This is a genomic window from Veillonella sp. 3310 (genome assembly GCF_003999875.1).
GTDB lineage: Bacteria > Bacillota > Negativicutes > Veillonellales > Veillonellaceae > F0422.
In genome coordinates this window covers 1-16,635 of record NZ_RQVJ01000001.1, presented here as the reverse complement: position 1 = coordinate 16,635, position 16,635 = coordinate 1, and the positions used below count along the sequence as shown (strand labels likewise).

Below are 16,635 nucleotides of genomic sequence, written 5' to 3'. Positions count from 1 at the left end.
CTCTCTTAACTAGTGATAGCTCCAACAAGATACGACTGTAGCGTATCAATGTTTATGGCGCCATACAGTCCACATAAATTTAGGCAGTGCTAACATACGAATGATACGTTTTGGTTGCAATGCCAGTCGATATAACCACTCTAAGCGGTTTTCTTGCATCCATAGAGGAGCTCGTTTCAACATACCCGCTAATACATCGAAAGAACCACCCACTCCCATGGCTACTACACCATCTAAATGGGCTAACTTTTCTTGGATCCAAAACTCTTGTTTCGGCACCCCAAAGGCAACAAATACTAATTGAGCACCACTACGTTGAATCTCATCAAGAATTTCTACCTCTTCTTCCTCTGTGAAATATCCAGAATGATAGCCTACTACTGGCAATTCTCCAAGTTCTGCTGTCATATTTTCTAAGGCTTGTTTAACAACTCCCTCGGCTCCGCCTAAGCAGTATATCTTAATATTATGTTCTTTACCTGCTTTCAATAACTCTTGTAATAGGTCACAACCTGTAACCCGCTCTGGAAAACGCTGTCCCTGTTGCTCAGCTGCCCATAAAGCGCCTGCTCCATCAGGTACAACGAGATCAGCTTGTTGCAGAACCTCTAACAATCTTTGATTATCCTGTGCCATCATAATCATTTCTGCATTGGCCGTTGCCACCATATGTAATTTGGGTTGTCCCACTAATGAAAGCACTCTATCTACGGCTTCCGTCATCGTTACCACATCAATTGGGACGGATAGCACATGTATTTGATTCTGCACCATTCACCTCATCTACTCTAGTATGTAAACAAGAAGGACAGGACATATGAAAGAGCTTATACCCTATCATAGACCTATCCTTCTGGTAGGTAATTTTCCTAATTATTTCTTTTCGCAGCGCATAACGCCAGCTTCCATATAGTTGTCAGCTTTCATATCCACGAAAATTACTTTTACCGCTTCTGCAGGCACTTTTACAGTTTCTACAGTTGCTTTTGTAATCGCTTCGCCAAGAGCTTTCTTTTGTTCAAAAGTACGACCTTCCACAAGTTCTACATGAATAATAGGCATGAGTCTTTCCTCCCTCATCACTACGAATCTATAGCACTGTGCTACAGATAAAATCTCACCTTATTGTATCATAGATGACCCTTATTAAACAACATATAGTAGATAAGATTAACTATATAAAATACGCATATACTGTGGTCCAAAGCGTGCTTCCATTTGATGGCACAAAGTAGATTGTACCGCATCAAATCCATGAGATTGTAAATACGCTTTCGCATCTTCTCTCGCTTCCACAAGAATAGGAATATCTTTGATGATGTTGGCAACTTTTAAATCTGGTAATCCTGACTGCGCTAACCCAAATAATTCCCCTGTGCCACGGATGAGCAAGTCTTGTTCTGCCAGTTCAAATCCATCTTGCGTTTGTTCCATTAATGAAAGTCGGGTTTTACTATCAGGGTTTTTACTATCACTAATTAGGATACAATAGGCCTGCGCCGATCCACGACCTACACGACCACGCAATTGATGCAACTGGGATAAACCAAAGCGCTCCGCATTATGAATACACATAATGGTCGCATTCGGTACATTCACACCGACCTCAATTACCGTCGTTGACACAAGGAGATGGATTTCCCTACGATAAAAGGCATCCATAATTTCTTCTTTTTCCTTTGGTCGCATGCGACCATGCACTAGACCTACACGATAATGTGGTTCAAAATATTCTTTATATTCGTAATAAATTTGTTCTGCTGCTTGTAAATCCATTTTTTCAGACTCTTCTACTAATGGGCACACCGCATAGACCTGACGCCCTGCTTGCATTTCTTTTTCAAAAAAATGTAACAATCGTTCTTTATAGGACGAATCCACAGCGTAGGTTTTCACTGGTTTACGACCTGGTGGCATTTCCTTAATCAAGGAAACTTCTAAGTCTCCATAAATGGACAAGGTCATAGTACGTGGTATAGGTGTGGCAGTCATAATTAGCACATGAGGATGGTCTCCTTTTCGTTGCAATTTTGCCCGTTGCTCTACACCAAATCGATGCCGTTCATCTACTACAATCAGCCCTAATTGGTGAAATACCACCTTGTCTTGGATCAATGCATGGGTACCTACTAAGACATCGATATCTCCTTGTTCTAAAGCATCATAGAGATCTTGCTTTTTCTTCGTAGAGCCCGTCAGCAATGCCATTCGTATCGGTGCATCTTGAAAGAGTTCCTGGAAGCTTTCAAAATGTTGGGTGGCCAAAATTTCTGTCGGTGCCATGATAGCCCCTTGAAACCCATTTTCTACTGCTTTCGCTAGAGCCAATGCAGCTACTACCGTTTTACCAGAACCAACATCACCTTGTACTAACCGCTGCATAGCTCGGGGCTGTTCCATATCGTGAGCAATCTCCCCTAAGGCTTTCTCTTGATCACCAGTCAATGTAAATGGCAAGCCTTGCCTAATTCGTTCCACCAACGATCCATTTTCGGTCATGGGGAATCCCCCTTGGTCCTGTTCATGAGAACGAAGGAGTAATAGTCCCATTTGCATAATCCATAGTTCTTCATAGGCTAATTGCTTACGTGCCTCTTGATACCGTTCCCAAGATGTAGGAAAATGCATCTCTCGAAAGGCATCATAGCGACTCATATTGAACTTATCGCCCATCACATCTTGAGGGACCACATCTTCTAACGTACCATTATGTTCAAACCAGTTTTTTATGGCCAGTCTGATACCCCATTGTTTCATACCTTCCGTCAAACCATAAACAGGTACAATACCACGCTCTATGACTTGCCCTTCCTCTATCATTTCCACTTGAGGTGTATTCATTTGGTACGCACCATAGGCATGTTCTATCTTCCCATAAGCATATATATGTTGACCAGGTTTATAAAAGTTTTTCTTATAAGCTTGGTTAAAAAATGTCAAATTCAATTGACGTATTCCATCAGATAGAGTAACTGTTAAAATATGCATGCGTGGTCTTGGTCGCTTTTCACTAACCCGTATTACCTGTCCCGTCACACCTACCATTTCTCCCATAGGAGCTTCGCATATCGTATACACTTGCCGTCTATCTTCAAAAGTACGCGGAAAATAATGCAATAAACCTGTTACCGTATAGATGCCTAATTTATTCAATTGTTTCACTCGTTGCGGTCCCACGCTCTTTATCGATTGCAATTGTTCATTCATATTCTATCCGCACTCTTTCCTATCCACGCCGTTTTAGTAACAATTTTTATTCTATCAATTCTGAAAGTTCACTACATGACGCATTCATATTAGCTAGTTAATACATAACGAATGCTATCCTGTAACTATGTAAGATGACGAATTTATATCGACTGATCAAAAGATAAGAAACGCCATACTGCCAGCACGTACTAATACACTGTCATAATAAATATCACTGGATCTATCTGTGTATCTATGTATTATGACACGCTACTATGTGTCGTAGAAACTTGATGCTTTATATTATACCATAGAAAGACGATCTAATATGAATCCCACCTAAAAATGGACACAAAAAAGAAGGACACTTTTTTAAGAGTCACGTGTGTTAGGCGTTGTATCAAAGTGTCCTTCTTATATTTAATTATATTTAAATTATACATCTTGTTAAAATTAAACGCAAGCTGTTTTTTGTAAAATTTGACAGATTTTAGCATTTTAGTATATAGTTAATAGGCTAGTATAATCTTATCTAAAAGAGAGAAATACACTTGCATTGATCTGCCCTTTTATGATAAAATACATATGTTATATTAGTAGTAAACACTTTGGAGGTGGAAACAAATGGCAAACCTTTGCGAAGTATGTGGTAAATCCACTACTACGGGTATGAATGTTTCTCATTCCCATATCCGTTCCAAACGAACTTGGAAACCAAACATCCAAAGAGTACGAGCAATTGTAGACGGCGAAACTAAACGAGTTAACGTTTGCACACGCTGCCTTCGTTCTGATAAAATTACACGCGCGTAAGATTTTGAAGGTACATGTACTCAAAAAAAGAGGCTATCAGTCAGGAAGAATATTCTTCAATACTGATAGCCTCTTTTGCTATGTATAACTTTATTAGAGCACTGTATACTTAGACCCATAAAACACAGGGTTCACGATACGCCTATCTCTACAAAAAAGTAAGTTTGTTCTTTATTTCCCTAATGCTTGCAAGAAACTTTCTCCCACAAATGATTCGGTAATCCCAAAGTTTTCCAATACAGTTTGTCCAATGTCCGCAAAGCTCCGTCTATCACCTAGCTCAATAGGTCCTGTGAAAGATGGTGAGTACGCCAAGATTGGCACTAATTCTCGTGTATGGTCTGTACCTTTCCAAGTCGGATCGTTACCATGGTCCGCCGTAATGAGCAGCAAGTCATCTTCCGTCAATAGTTCCAGCAATCCCCCTAGTTGATAGTCAAACATTTCTAGCTCTCGACCGTAACCTTGTACATCACGACGATGTCCATACAAGCTATCGAACTCTACTAGGTTCACCATTAGATACCCATACGTAAATCTACCTTCCGCCGCAGTATTAGGTATAGTATCCGTATCAAGTGTACTATGAGTACTATGTATATTATGCGTACTATCTGTATTATGTACACTATCTACACCATTCGCGCTATGTCCCAACAAAGCAGCCACTACATTCATCCCATGGGAATTAGATTTCGTTGGATAGGACTGATCTAAACCGATATGAGCGTAAATATCACCAATCTTTCCTACTCCGATGGTTGGTACTTTCGCATCTTGTAAAGCTTGCAATACGAATCGCCCTTCTGGTAATCGACTATAGTCATGACGATTTGAAGTGCGTGCAAAATGGCCTGGCTCTCCCACAAAAGGACGAGCAATAATACGCCCTACATAATACTCCCCAATACACACACGGTCTCGGGTAATTTGACACATCTTATATAGGTCATCTAAAGGGATGACACTTTCATGGGCGGCAATTTGAAACACCGAATCAGCAGACGTATACACAATGGGTTTCCCCGTTTTCATATGTTCTTCCCCTAGGCGCTCAATGATTTCCGTTCCTGATGCTGCTTCATTACCTAAGAACCCATAGCCAGTTTCCTTCGTAAAAGTATCCATCAACTCCTGTGGAAACCCGTCATAAAACGTTGGGAAAGGAACTTTCACAGGGTGTCCCATCATCTCCCAATGACCGCTGGTAGTATCTTTCCCTGTACTTTGTTCATGCATACGACCAAAAGCACCTATCACCGTATCTTGTTGCGGGGTTATATCTGCTATCTTACCGATACCCAATTTCCGTAAATTTGGAATCCGTAAAGGCCCCACAGCCTCTTCAATATGGCCCAATGTATTGGCACCCATGTCCCCAAAGCGTTCTGTATCTGAACTATGACCAATGCCTACACTATCTGTCACAATAGTTATGATTCGTTTAAACATAGAGACCTCCTCTCTATCGCCGTTCATATACAAGCTATGCATAGGAAGTTACACTCCTAGGCATTCTTTCACTATTTCAAATACGGCATAGCTAATAATAACGCAGATAATGTTTTGCTATCTTTAATTTTTTCTTCACTAATGCGTTGTAACAATTCATCGAAAGTATAGCGCTCTACTTCCACATATTCATCTTCATCCCAATGAATTTCCCCCTTTGAAAGTCCTTTTGCTACATACAAATAGATGACTTCATTGCAAAATCCAGGGGACGTTGCAATCGTACCAAGACTAATCCATTCCGAGGCGATAATTCCTGTTTCTTCTTCTAGCTCACGTTTGGCACATACTAACGGATCTTCACCAGCATCTAATTTACCAGCTGGAATTTCTAGCAAATAATCGTTCAAAGCATAGCGGAACTGTTTTTCCATAATAATGCGATTGTCTTCATCAATAGCTACAATAGCACTCGCACCTGGATGATGAACTACTTCACGCCACGCTTCCTTGCCATTAACCTCAGCAATATCGTACGTTACTTTAATTAATTTACCATCGAATTTCATCTCCGATGAAAGTTTACGTTCTTTCATAGAACCTCCTTATTCATCATATATAACGAATCCCTCATAAGATTCTTCTGTTAACTTAATAACTTTCCCGTATTTACGGCTTATACTCATATTCCAAGCCACTGTTTTATCGATGGCTGCCATATATTCGCTTTCACCGTAGTTTGTATTATAATCCAGCAGCCAATGACCGATGACGTCCTGCAACTATAGCAACACAGCATATTCATGCTTGCAGTGACCCTCACAATAACAATTGCAGAGTATGTCGTGAATTGTATCATCTATATAGGTGAACGTAACCTCATAATACTCAGACCCTTGTACAATAGCATAGCCCTTGCCCTTATCTAAGCAAATATAGACCACACGATGTTCTTCGTAGTAACTTTCACCACGCTGCGCACGAATGTCTGAAATTGGGAAACTGTCTAGATTATGCAAAGCAAATGGAGTAAACCCATTAGAGCTCACGCATTCCCCATCTGATAGTGGCGATAAGAACCAAGGGCGCATTCTATCCTTGTCCATAGATTGCCTGTCAAAAGTAACCCACAAATGTTCCAGAGGAATAAATTCGCCAAATAAATCGGTGTCAATCTTTGCCACTACACGGTCATATTTAGAAGGGCGAATTTTGCAATGATAGGTCACATCGATGACGCTCCCCACCTTCTCCTACATAGGCCCCGTTACATACACCAAATCGCCTTCATAGAGCTCCATGTGCTCAGCAATGAAAGTCTCGGTCTCTCTAGTGTTATCGAAATGGACCTCGGCTAAATACATATCTGGGATAGGGAGACAGATTGCATCAGTTTGAATTGATTGCATGGGAGTCCTTTCTGGCAGGTAGTAAAATAAACTCACGATCTATATTAAATAATATTTTTTAATACACCATTCGAAAGATCATTAATATTATATAAGTTAGGTAATACCTCAAATGTTTCCCTTAAATTATTTTTTGCTTTATGCCAACCTATTCCATCTGTGAACCACATAAATTCTACATTTGGAATTTTCCTAGTTTCTTCTGTAATCATTTTATAGGATCTTGCTGTTTCATTCAGCTTAGAACCACCTGTGGCGTAAAAATTTACCTCAATTAAGTATAATGTTTTATCACATTTAATTACATAATCAAATCGTTTCTGAGTTGTTCCTTCATTAGTAATAACGGATAAGTCCACGTTAAATCGTTCTTCAATTTCATTTTGATAGATTTCTTTAAACATTGTTTCTCCCATGACATAACCTTCTTGCTCAAGGTATTGTTGAACAATAGCTTCCATGGAATGACCAGTTCTGTTTTTACGTCCATTCGTATCCATACCAACTTCTACACCAGTTACATAATCCAATAAACTTGCAACTAGATGATTTTCTAACAAATCATATATACCTGTCTTCTCCATAAATAAAGAATACTCTTCAGGTGTATAGTCATGTTTTCTGAAATCAAAATAGAAATCTTTTTCTGGATCTTTTACAACAACGATATCTTTAAGTCTCTTGGCAATAATAATAGGAATAGCACGTAATACTTCTGGATACTCTTCATATAGTTTTAAGAAATCCTGTTTAATATTCTTACTTCCTATTAAACTATTTAAAAGGCATAATGGAATTTTAATATCATTGACATTTTCATACACTTTTTCAAAGTCCGTATAATATGTCCAGCTTGCTACTGAATCCGTCATGGTATTTAACCATTCATCAAAGTTTCTTAAGACCACGTTTTCTCTCCTTCATGCTCAATTCTTCTTATTGCTATATCTAAATACTCTTTTTCTGCATCGATTCCAATGAAACGACGACCTAAACGCTTTGCTACTACTCCAGTAGTACCACTACCCACGAAGGGATCTAAAATATAATCCCCCTCTTTTGTGCTCGCCAAAATGATTCTTTCCAATAAATACTCTGGTTTTTGTGTTGGATGTTTTCCAGCCCATTTTTCTGCTAATTTAGTCAATGGCCCTGTCCACACATCTTTCATCTGTTTACCTGAATTAATTGATTTCATCAACTCATAATTATAATAATGTCTTGCTCTTTTATCATTTTTACGCGCCCACAATAAAGTTTCAGTAGAATGTGTAAAATATCGACAGGATAAGTTAGGTGCTGGATTTGTTTTTTGCCAAGTAATATTATTTAAAATTTTGTACCCTTCTTGTTCTAAAGCCATACCTACAGAATAAATATTATGATAGGTTCCAGAAATCCATATTGTACCATTTGGTTTTAGGATTCTTTTACACATTCTAATCCAAGTGCGATTAAAGTGATGCTTATCTTCTAAAGAATTTATTTTATCCCAATCACCTTTATTTACAGATACAACATGTCCACCTGAATTTGAAATACCGTCATTACTTAAAAAATATGGTGGATCCGCAAAAATCATATCGATACTACTATCTTTCATTTTTTCTAAAAAAGAAAATGTGTTTTCACAAATTAAAATAGAACTTTCTTTATGATAATACGGTGTTATCATATTTTCCTCCTTGAATATATCATGGTTCATAATTTGTTACTAAAATCTCCTTTATCTTTCCTCGGCTCTTTTGTGTGGCTCCATTAGTTCTCACTACATCGATTAAGTGTACATTAAAATCACAATATAAGTCTTGAGTTAGCTCACTTGCGGAATTTGAAAGCATAACATAAGCGCCTCTATCTGTTAACTCTTTTACAGTATCCCTTAACCTAACTTGATCTTCAAAAGAAAAACCTTCATGTGTATACGATGTAAATGAACTTGTTTCATTTAATGGAATATATGGAGGGTCAAAATACACAAAATCGCCTTCTTTTACTAATTCTACAGCCTTATAAAAATCTCCTTCAAGAATCGTAATATTATTATTATTTAAATAAGAGCTTATATCACAAATTAAATCCTCATCAACAATTTTAGGATTCTTATAACTTCCATAAGGCACATTAAATTGATTTTTGCTATTAACTCGGTACAATCCATTAAAATCAACTCGTAGCATATACATAATCCTTGCAGCACATTCTACATCACTTAGGTTGGCATATGTACTATCTCTATCCCAAGATCTTACTTCTAAATAGTAATCTTTGCTATTATTATCCCTATGTTTTGATAATAATGCAATTAACTCTTTAGGGTTATTTTTAATTACGCTATAGCAGTTAATTAGTTCAGTATTAAAGTCATTAATAACAGCTATATTAGGCTGTAGTTCGAATAAAACAGCTCCTCCTCCAATAAATGGTTCAAAATAAGTATTAAATTGTTTTGGTTTTTTGTCTAATATAACTGGCAGAAGCTGACGCTTACCACCAGTCCATTTAGTAAAGGGTTTTAAATTCATAATATAATCATTTATCCTATAAACAAGATTTATATCAAAGTTAACCGTAAAAAGATAATATCAAGTTTTTGTTTAAAATAATAAGAAAAAATCAAATGATATGTGCAATCCTAATCTTCTAATTCTTTCACCAAGTACTGAATACTCTTTATTTTGTTTGTTAGCATACATATATAAAAGCGTATATAGATGAATCTTAAATCTATTCAATTAATTGTGCATTTAAAACATAATCTAATATATTTTCATATTTTGTGAAGCTTTCAGGATTAAGTAACTGATATTTATCATTTTTTAACTCAATAATTTTTATTTTCCTTTCAAACTCAAATTTTCTACTCTCAAATCCAATTGACGAAAAAATAAACTGTGTATAATTTAATGATTTATTTAATATATATTTAATTAAAGTTTGTTCTTTATCATAATCCATCTCTGCATTCTTAGGACTATCCAATATCATTGGCAACCTCAAAGAGTTTTTATTAAACAAAATTTTAATATCATTAAGAACAAAATACCATATAACCGTTGAAATGGGTTTATTACTTCCACTAGCACAAAAAACTCGATTAATCGATTTATATTCATTTTCCTCTAATTCATTTAATCCAAACTTTAAAATTTGTCTATCTATCATCTCATAATATTTTCTATTAATATCCGCTTTTATATCAGTAACTTTCTTTAAATTTTCCTCAATAATTTCTACTTCTTCTTTAATTTTATCTTGCAACAGAGTTTCATTAAATAATTCTAGATTTAAACTATTGTAGAGTTCATTTAGCCCCATATAACTGCTAAAGTTTTTAAATTCTTTCTGATCAATACCAATATTCTTCTTATATAATTCTAACTTTTCTGAAGACTCTTTATAGTAGCTCTCTACTTGAGAAATAGCTTTTGAAACTTTCTTTATATCTTCGTATATGTTGTCCTGTATATATGATGAATCCTCTATTGCGTTATATCTCAGGCTTCTAAGAACAGTAGTGTCCTTTAATACTGAATGGCATTCTGGGCACTTATCCGTTTCTAAAATTGAATCTATTTCTTTTTCTTTATTTTTTTTGAACTTTTTAATTTGGCTTAATGCAATCTCAAGTTCATACTTTTCATTTCGTAAATTAGTAAGCTTATACCGCAATTCATTCATAGAATTCAATATACTATTATATTCATTTGTACTAATAGAAATCTCTCTTTCAAGTTCTTGTAGGTTTTCAGGGACAACTAGATTACCTAATAATATAGATATTTTATCTTTCATTTGATTAACATTATTATATGCTTTTTCAGAATCTTTTATACGTTCTAGTAAATTTTGTTTACTTTTAAGACTATTAAAAAAATTTTTGTCATATACGCCCAATTGTGCATATATAACATCAGATTTAAAGTTTTTATATTGTTTTAATCCCTTAAAAGAATTAAAGTTAGTTCCATCATAATAATCTTGATCAATAAAATTCATCACATATGTATATGCTGGTGGAGCAATTTCTAACTGATCAGTTTCTCTATTAGGTAAAAAAATTGCAAAATCCCAAATCTCACTTAAAAACTCAGATAATTCTACTCTTGATGATGTTTGGAATAAAATCTGAATAGTTTCATCAAAGACCTTGAACACAGTTTTATGTCGATATATAAGATACTTTTTATGATCAAGTGAAACTTCTAAAATATATACTTTGTTTTTATTTTTCCATTTTTTATCGAAGTGAGCATCAGCTCCTAGAGTATGATATAAGCTACGTAGCAACACTGACTTGCCTCGATCTGTTCCATCGATATTACTAGAAGTGATAATATTTAACCCTTCTTCGAAATCTGTAACAAAAGCATGCTTAGTTAAAATATCAAAGATATATATTTTGTTAAAAATCAAATTCATTAAATATCTCCCCCTTCTGTATATATGTAGAACACTATTAGGTATAATATGTTTTTCATAATTTTAGTAAATTCTAAAGAAAATTCATTATCGAAAAAATTACTCAATAGTCGTAAAACTTCATCTTCATTTTTAATCATGTTTATGTGTTCTTCAACATATATAAAAATCGATTTCTTTAGTTTAATTAAATCATGGCTATGATCAATATCTAGCAAGCTAGTTAATGCTTGATTATATAATCTTCTTTCCCCTGGAGGTAGCATTTTTATATAATCCCTAACTTGTTCAATTCCAGTTATAGATTTTTTTCTATGAGCTTCAAGTATTTTATCGAACTCATCTTTAGAAATACCTTTTAACTGTAGAACATTATTATAATTAGTGATTACCTTCTCATAAGAAGCTTTTTTCTGCACAGTATCAAATACTAATCTATATAACGCATTTGGATTATTAGGCTCTTCATTTTTTATAGCTTGAAATGATTCAACTAACTTTCCAATTAAAGCATGTTGTGGATTATTAAGATCTATACATTCACAAATATAAAACATATTATCTAGAGCTATTTCTGTCAATTTTAGTTCATCTCTCAACTTTTCTTGAATAAAATTAACTATATCAATATCCAGCGACCCAAAACAAATTTCTTCGTTTGTCACTTCTTGTCCATCAATATACAAATATTTATTACATACTACAGCTAACTTCACATTTTGGTTAGGATTGTATAAAGCATATAATGTTCCCAAAATAGACTTGCTATTTTCTTTTTTATTAGTAAGTGTTTTATAGTTATAGTTCCTGCCTTTTTTTGTTTTAATCTGATAAAAATCAATACCATTTTGGTGATGCAGTTCGACGTCGCATTTAAAATCAAATACAACAGTATAGTCATCATATATAGTATATGCATCTATTAATTTACCAATCCCCCACAACAATTCAACTCTAAACCTATTCTTTGTTCTACTACCTGCTAAATCTAATGGTAAATTCATATAATATTCTGAATATTCCATTATAATTACCTCTCTTTCTCCTTTATCTAATTTTTTATAGCAAAATCTTGATAATACTTGATTATATTTAAGTACTCTTTCTATGATACTTCATAATTTTCTGTTATAGAATCTACTATTTCAACAATATCACTCACTATACATTACAACTAATAAGGAATTTAATTTATTTAAAATTTACTACAAATTATAAGTATATTTTTGCTAACCTTTCCTGTTCAATCATTATAAGTCGTATATATCAATCAGCTTTCAAGGTACTGTCAATAATTTTGTGTAAATTCTTTAAGAAATAAATGCTCTAAGGAATTAAATGGATGAAATTAAGTGAGCAAATCCTTTATCTATTCGTTCAATATGTCGATTGTTATACTAACTTACTCGTGCATAGACAAATCGCTCAAGAGAATCTTCTGTAGGGAATTGTTCTTTTCAGTTTGTATAACACTTTAAATGCTTATTAAAATTTTCAATGATATTGGTGCTGTAAAGACTACGTTGGATGCTTTCAGGAAACTGCAAATAGTAAATAAGTTTATTACATCAGACAATATCCCTTGTAATCAAGGATATTTTCACACCCAGGTTTTTAAGAAGAACACTGATGCATTGGTAACAGCTTCTTTGGTTGTACTAGAATAAATAGGTTTTAAATCATCCAAAATAGGCTTAATATTCTGCTTTCTAACGCACCTTTTGACATTACGAGAGTATGCATCCAACACCCATGGTAAAGGCTAGTAGAAAAAATATTTTGATATATTTCACCTAAACCTTTAAAGCCATCAGAAAGAAAGAGGTTTACTTTTTTACCCCGCTCTCTTTTATTGACGTTAATAGAGATTTGTAGGCAGATATACTTTCAATTGGCAACAAATTATAATCGATAACTTCTTTTTTACCAGCTTTAGTAATCCCTATTAATATATGTAATGCTTCTTTTTGAACTGTATCTCTACGTACTGAAAGATAGGTGGCATCACAATAAACAACAAGATACTCTTCTTTTAGTTAGCGTTGATGAAAGGCTTCCACTTGCTCTTGTAGCTTAGATGTTATGTTAGATATAATTAGGCGGGTATAATAGCAACCATACATTTTCTCGATTAAATAATCAATGTCTTACGTTGCAATTCTTTTTCTGTACAGGTAAATGATCATATCTTCTAGATCACTATGGATGCGATTATAAGGCTCAAGAATCCTATTTTTAAACTCACCGTTACGAACACGAGGGATTTTAACTATAATAGGTCATTGCGTAGCGTTTACGCTCCTTTCATAGTATCCATTACGAGAATTATCGGTATTATATCCTTCAAGCGATTTCTTATCTTAACATAAGAAATCTGTTAGGTCTTCTTGAAGAAGTAAATTAATAGTTTTTTCAACTTCAATACAGATTGCTTCATTAATAAGATCATTTACTGATAGTGCCTTTAATAAATTTGTGTTAGTATTGGCCATGAGAAATAAACCTTCTTTCTGTGATTTTTATTAGCACTTAAATTTTAAAGAAGTTCAGTTCTTTTTTCAATACTAACTAAACATGTTTAAACAAAATATTTTACACTGTCGCGTTCAATAACTATTTTTAATTAAGAATATATAATATTATCTATCTATATAGAAATATATTTTTAATGTATTATATCATAAAATAATTTTTTTGAGTTATTTATATAATGGATTTAAGAATAGAATATAGAATCTATAGTAACTTCTTGCTATGATTATAATCTTCGCTCATTAGATATCACAAGGTAATCATGATAAAGTATATTAATCATAATATAGAAATATGAATAAATAAACATCTTTACTTAGCAGAGATGTATTTTGTTCAAAACCATGTACAATTAAATTTAGCAATATCTTCTATTAATACAGTCCTCAAAAAATTACGGGCCGAACTTTCCGATTCACACACTTTCAGATATCGCTTTACTCCTTTGAAAATATTTCACTAAGAATCCTTTCGTAGATATTATTTTTACTATGTTGGTTGGAAACAGATCTACTTATACATCGTCATCTGCAACTTCCTATGTGTTCCTGACTGTGGATTTTTTTACGCCCTTTTAGGGCTTTAAAAGTTACGTTAGGAACTGAACAATACTATAAGCTTTGTGCGTCGCTTCGCTCCTTCAAATCTTGAGTTCTCCTTATGTATGTTATTTCGTTCTTTCAAAGATAGTTCACTGGGGATTCCAGGGCAATCTGCTAATATGTAAACTTAGAAATTAATAAAAAAGAGGCTCTATAATAAATGTTGGGGCTACTCATATAAGAGTAGTTGCCAACATTTTTTGTTGCAATAAAATAGACATATACAAGCTTATGCCGTATCATAAAAGTAACCACACAGTTAAGAAAGGATAAGTCATATATGTCTACAGTTAATTATACAGAAATTATCTTTAAAATTAAAGAGGAATATATCAAACATACAAGAGTAAATGAGGATGGTTCTGTTCACTTTACTCTTGAGATGCCGGTAGTTGAGCAAGTATATCCTCATTGTGGTGCGATCACTAGAAAGTCTAAAGGTAAACGACCTAGAGACGTTAAATTTGGTGCTATACAGCATCATACAGTAACTGCAACCTACTTAGAAAGACGTTACAAATGTCAAAAATGTAATCATACTTTCATAGAAAAGAACCCTTTTGTTAGTCGTTATTTGAGATTCCGCAAAACTAATATGAAGTATCTATTTAGACAGCTTCGTGAAAAGGGAGCCTTCGCTGAAATAGCTAAACGTAGTGATATTTCTCTATCTACAGTCAGTAGGTATTGCTCTAAATTAGGTATTACTCTAAATTAGCTATTCCAAAGCCTGCGAAATTACCTACTATAATAGGTATTGACGAATATAAAGGAAATGCTGAGGGGCAAATATACCAAGTCATCATGACCGATTTGAGGTATCATTCTATCGTGGATATTTTACCTAAACGAGATACACGCACTCTTATCCAATACTTTAAATCCTTTTCTAAGAAAGCTAGAGAGCAGGTTAAATAGATTGTCATGGATATGTCTCCACTATTTAACTTAGTGATGCGGACTATGTTCCCTCAAGCACATATTCTGGCAGATCGTTACCATGTGTGTCGCTTGGTAGATTGGGCTCTCGATCGAGTACGCAAGAGTGAGTAAAAGCAATTAATAGCACACTCTAGGATGCTCAAATATAACCGCAGGATCCTTATAAAGAATCCGGATACATTAACTGAAAGCGATCGAATAAAGTTGCTAAAAATATTGCGTATATCCGACGACTTACGGTGGGCGTATGGGCTTAGATTAGCCTTTAGAAAGATATTTAAAAATATACAGCATACCTAACATAGAAAGGTACATAAAATTATGGTTAAAAACAATTAAAAGCAGTCATCTACCAGAGTTTAGTAATTTTAAAAGCTCCTTTATTAGTTGGTTCCCTCAAATTGTTAACACCTTTGTATTCCCCTATTCTAATGGGTTTACAGAAGGATATAATAGTATTATTAAAGTATTAAAGAGAATAAGTTATGAGATGCGTCATTTTGAACGCTTCAGAGTTCGTATACTTCTATTAAGCAAAAAGAATTGCACTAGCTATTTGAATAGCTAGTGCTAAGAACTTTTTATATGAGTAGCTCCCATATTTGACAAAGAGTCCAAAAAGACACCCTAGTGGGTGTCTTTTTTATTAATCAGCAACTTCCTATTTGTTCCTGGCTGTGGATTTTGTGATCCCCTTTGGAGCTTCAAAATCTTACGCCAGAAACTAAGCGATGCTATATGATTTGCTCGTCGCTTCTTCTATGTTTATCTTTTAATACTTTCCTTTTCCTACTTTGTTCCTGACTGTGGGTTTTATGCGCCCTTCAGGCTTTAAAACCTTACGTCAGGAACTCCCCGATTCACACATTTTCATGCGTCGCTTCGCTCCTATGAAAGTGGTTCACTGGGGATCCCAGGTCTTATCATTTACTCCATAGATATTACTTGTTGCATGTTGGCTGGAAACAGCTTAGGCAAATATAACCTTGTCATTGGCGACTCCCTGTTCCTAGCTGTGGATTTTGTGCGCCCTTTGGGCTTCAAAATCTTACGCCAGGAACTAAGCGATGCTCTATGATTTGTGCGTCGTTTCACTCCTACAAATCATGAGCCCTGCTTATCCCAGGGCGACCTGCTCGTATGTAAACTCACCAAGTAATAAAAAAAGAGCACCCTTTTGGGTGCTCTTTCTTTATTAATCAGCGACTTCCTATCCTCCCAGGCCGTTTCCAGCCAAGTACTTTCGGCGTTTACGAGCTTAACTACTGTGTTCG

At 34.7% G+C, this 16,635-nt stretch carries 17 protein-coding genes and 2 pseudogenes; 4 read left to right on the top strand and 15 right to left on the bottom strand.

What is annotated here, in order from left to right:
• Window positions 1-45 precede the first annotated feature (45 nt).
• The 3 genes from EO127_RS00080 to recG form a co-directional block, all read right to left on the bottom strand.
• Complete coding sequence (locus EO127_RS00080) at window positions 46-771, bottom strand: WecB/TagA/CpsF family glycosyltransferase (protein WP_127448046.1); 726 nt, start codon at window positions 769-771, stop codon at window positions 46-48.
• A gap of 102 nt (window positions 772-873) precedes the next feature.
• The gene (locus EO127_RS00075; RefSeq protein WP_009353866.1) at window positions 874-1,062 is read right to left on the bottom strand and encodes a 4-oxalocrotonate tautomerase; all 189 of its coding nucleotides are present in this window, start codon (window positions 1,060-1,062) and stop codon (window positions 874-876) included.
• A gap of 108 nt (window positions 1,063-1,170) precedes the next feature.
• Window positions 1,171-3,207 (bottom strand): ATP-dependent DNA helicase RecG, encoded by a 2,037-nt coding sequence (gene recG / locus EO127_RS00070; RefSeq protein WP_127447507.1) that lies wholly within the window; start codon window positions 3,205-3,207, stop codon window positions 1,171-1,173.
• A gap of 606 nt (window positions 3,208-3,813) precedes the next feature.
• On the opposite strand from recG, the gene rpmB reads away from it, so the two are divergent.
• The gene (rpmB, locus tag EO127_RS00065) at window positions 3,814-4,002 is read left to right on the top strand and encodes a 50S ribosomal protein L28 (RefSeq protein ID WP_038144954.1); all 189 of its coding nucleotides are present in this window, start codon (window positions 3,814-3,816) and stop codon (window positions 4,000-4,002) included.
• A 171-nt stretch (window positions 4,003-4,173) separates the two neighbouring features.
• On the opposite strand, the gene EO127_RS00060 is transcribed toward rpmB, so the two are convergent.
• The 12 genes and pseudogenes from EO127_RS00060 to EO127_RS08895 form a co-directional block, all read right to left on the bottom strand.
• A complete protein-coding gene (locus tag EO127_RS00060) occupies window positions 4,174-5,454 on the bottom strand; it encodes a phosphopentomutase (RefSeq protein WP_127447506.1) in 1,281 nt (426 codons plus the stop codon).
• 71 nt (window positions 5,455-5,525) lie between these two features.
• Window positions 5,526-6,050, bottom strand: a complete 525-nt coding sequence (locus tag EO127_RS00055; protein WP_127447505.1) for an NUDIX hydrolase — start codon at window positions 6,048-6,050, stop codon at window positions 5,526-5,528.
• A gap of 9 nt (window positions 6,051-6,059) precedes the next feature.
• A complete protein-coding gene (locus EO127_RS08645; protein WP_164742240.1) occupies window positions 6,060-6,236 on the bottom strand; it encodes a hypothetical protein in 177 nt (58 codons plus the stop codon).
• The gene (locus tag EO127_RS00050; protein ID WP_127447504.1) at window positions 6,237-6,701 is read right to left on the bottom strand and encodes an SWIM zinc finger domain-containing protein; all 465 of its coding nucleotides are present in this window, start codon (window positions 6,699-6,701) and stop codon (window positions 6,237-6,239) included.
• A 6-nt stretch (window positions 6,702-6,707) separates the two neighbouring features.
• Window positions 6,708-6,863 (bottom strand): hypothetical protein, encoded by a 156-nt coding sequence (locus EO127_RS08640; RefSeq protein ID WP_164742239.1) that lies wholly within the window; start codon window positions 6,861-6,863, stop codon window positions 6,708-6,710.
• Window positions 6,864-6,907: 44 nt separating this feature from the next.
• A complete protein-coding gene (locus EO127_RS00045; RefSeq protein ID WP_127447503.1) occupies window positions 6,908-7,771 on the bottom strand; it encodes a type II restriction endonuclease in 864 nt (287 codons plus the stop codon).
• Window positions 7,762-8,538 carry a site-specific DNA-methyltransferase gene (locus EO127_RS00040; RefSeq protein ID WP_164742238.1) on the bottom strand — a complete coding sequence of 259 codons (777 nt, stop codon included), beginning with the start codon at window positions 8,536-8,538 and terminating at the stop codon, window positions 7,762-7,764. The genes EO127_RS00045 and EO127_RS00040 overlap by 10 nt, the downstream gene beginning before the upstream one ends.
• A 19-nt stretch (window positions 8,539-8,557) precedes the next feature.
• Window positions 8,558-9,388 (bottom strand): DNA adenine methylase, encoded by an 831-nt coding sequence (locus EO127_RS00035; RefSeq protein ID WP_127447501.1) that lies wholly within the window; start codon window positions 9,386-9,388, stop codon window positions 8,558-8,560.
• Window positions 9,389-9,590: 202 nt separating this feature from the next.
• On the bottom strand, window positions 9,591-11,285 hold the full coding sequence (locus EO127_RS00030) for a hypothetical protein (protein ID WP_127447500.1): 1,695 nt from the start codon (window positions 11,283-11,285) through the stop codon (window positions 9,591-9,593).
• Window positions 11,285-12,310, bottom strand: coding sequence for a DUF4297 domain-containing protein (locus EO127_RS00025; RefSeq protein ID WP_127447499.1), 1,026 nt, complete (start codon window positions 12,308-12,310; stop codon window positions 11,285-11,287). The genes EO127_RS00030 and EO127_RS00025 overlap by 1 nt, the downstream gene beginning before the upstream one ends.
• A 432-nt stretch (window positions 12,311-12,742) precedes the next feature.
• Entirely contained in the window at window positions 12,743-12,841 is a 99-nt protein-coding gene (locus EO127_RS08900; RefSeq protein ID WP_127448045.1) for a transposase, read from the bottom strand.
• Window positions 12,842-13,111: 270 nt separating this feature from the next.
• Window positions 13,112-13,549, bottom strand: a pseudogene (locus EO127_RS08895) (transposase).
• Window positions 13,550-14,699: 1,150 nt separating this feature from the next.
• Here EO127_RS08895 and EO127_RS08790 point away from each other — a divergent pair.
• From EO127_RS08790 to EO127_RS08860, 3 genes and pseudogenes are all read left to right on the top strand, one after another.
• Window positions 14,700-15,137: a hypothetical protein gene (locus tag EO127_RS08790; protein WP_240645947.1), complete on the top strand. Its 438-nt coding sequence runs from the start codon at window positions 14,700-14,702 to the stop codon at window positions 15,135-15,137.
• An 86-nt stretch (window positions 15,138-15,223) separates the two neighbouring features.
• Window positions 15,224-15,661 (top strand): annotated as a pseudogene (locus EO127_RS08865) (transposase).
• The gene (locus tag EO127_RS08860; RefSeq protein ID WP_371412849.1) at window positions 15,645-15,929 is read left to right on the top strand and encodes a transposase; all 285 of its coding nucleotides are present in this window, start codon (window positions 15,645-15,647) and stop codon (window positions 15,927-15,929) included. Before EO127_RS08865 ends, EO127_RS08860 begins: the two are co-directional and overlap by 17 nt.
• The last annotated feature ends 706 nt before the right edge of the window (window positions 15,930-16,635 follow it).

Bases quoted from the DNA above. Each gene is read 5' to 3' on its own strand.
- EO127_RS00075 (WP_009353866.1), bottom strand. From the start codon at position 1,062: ATGCCTATTATTCATGTAGAACTTGTGGAAGGTCGTACTTTTGAACAA.
- recG (WP_127447507.1), bottom strand. From the start codon at position 3,207: ATGAATGAACAATTGCAATCGATAAAGAGCGTGGGACCGCAACGAGTG.
- rpmB (WP_038144954.1), top strand. From the start codon at position 3,814: ATGGCAAACCTTTGCGAAGTATGTGGTAAATCCACTACTACGGGTATG.
- EO127_RS00060 (WP_127447506.1), bottom strand. From the start codon at position 5,454: ATGTTTAAACGAATCATAACTATTGTGACAGATAGTGTAGGCATTGGT.
- EO127_RS00055 (WP_127447505.1), bottom strand. From the start codon at position 6,050: ATGAAAGAACGTAAACTTTCATCGGAGATGAAATTCGATGGTAAATTA.
- EO127_RS08640 (WP_164742239.1), bottom strand. From the start codon at position 6,863: ATGCAATCAATTCAAACTGATGCAATCTGTCTCCCTATCCCAGATATG.
- EO127_RS00040 (WP_164742238.1), bottom strand. From the start codon at position 8,538: ATGATAACACCGTATTATCATAAAGAAAGTTCTATTTTAATTTGTGAA.
- EO127_RS00035 (WP_127447501.1), bottom strand. From the start codon at position 9,388: ATGAATTTAAAACCCTTTACTAAATGGACTGGTGGTAAGCGTCAGCTT.
- EO127_RS00030 (WP_127447500.1), bottom strand. From the start codon at position 11,285: ATGAATTTGATTTTTAACAAAATATATATCTTTGATATTTTAACTAAG.
- EO127_RS00025 (WP_127447499.1), bottom strand. From the start codon at position 12,310: ATGGAATATTCAGAATATTATATGAATTTACCATTAGATTTAGCAGGT.
- EO127_RS08790 (WP_240645947.1), top strand. From the start codon at position 14,700: ATGTCTACAGTTAATTATACAGAAATTATCTTTAAAATTAAAGAGGAA.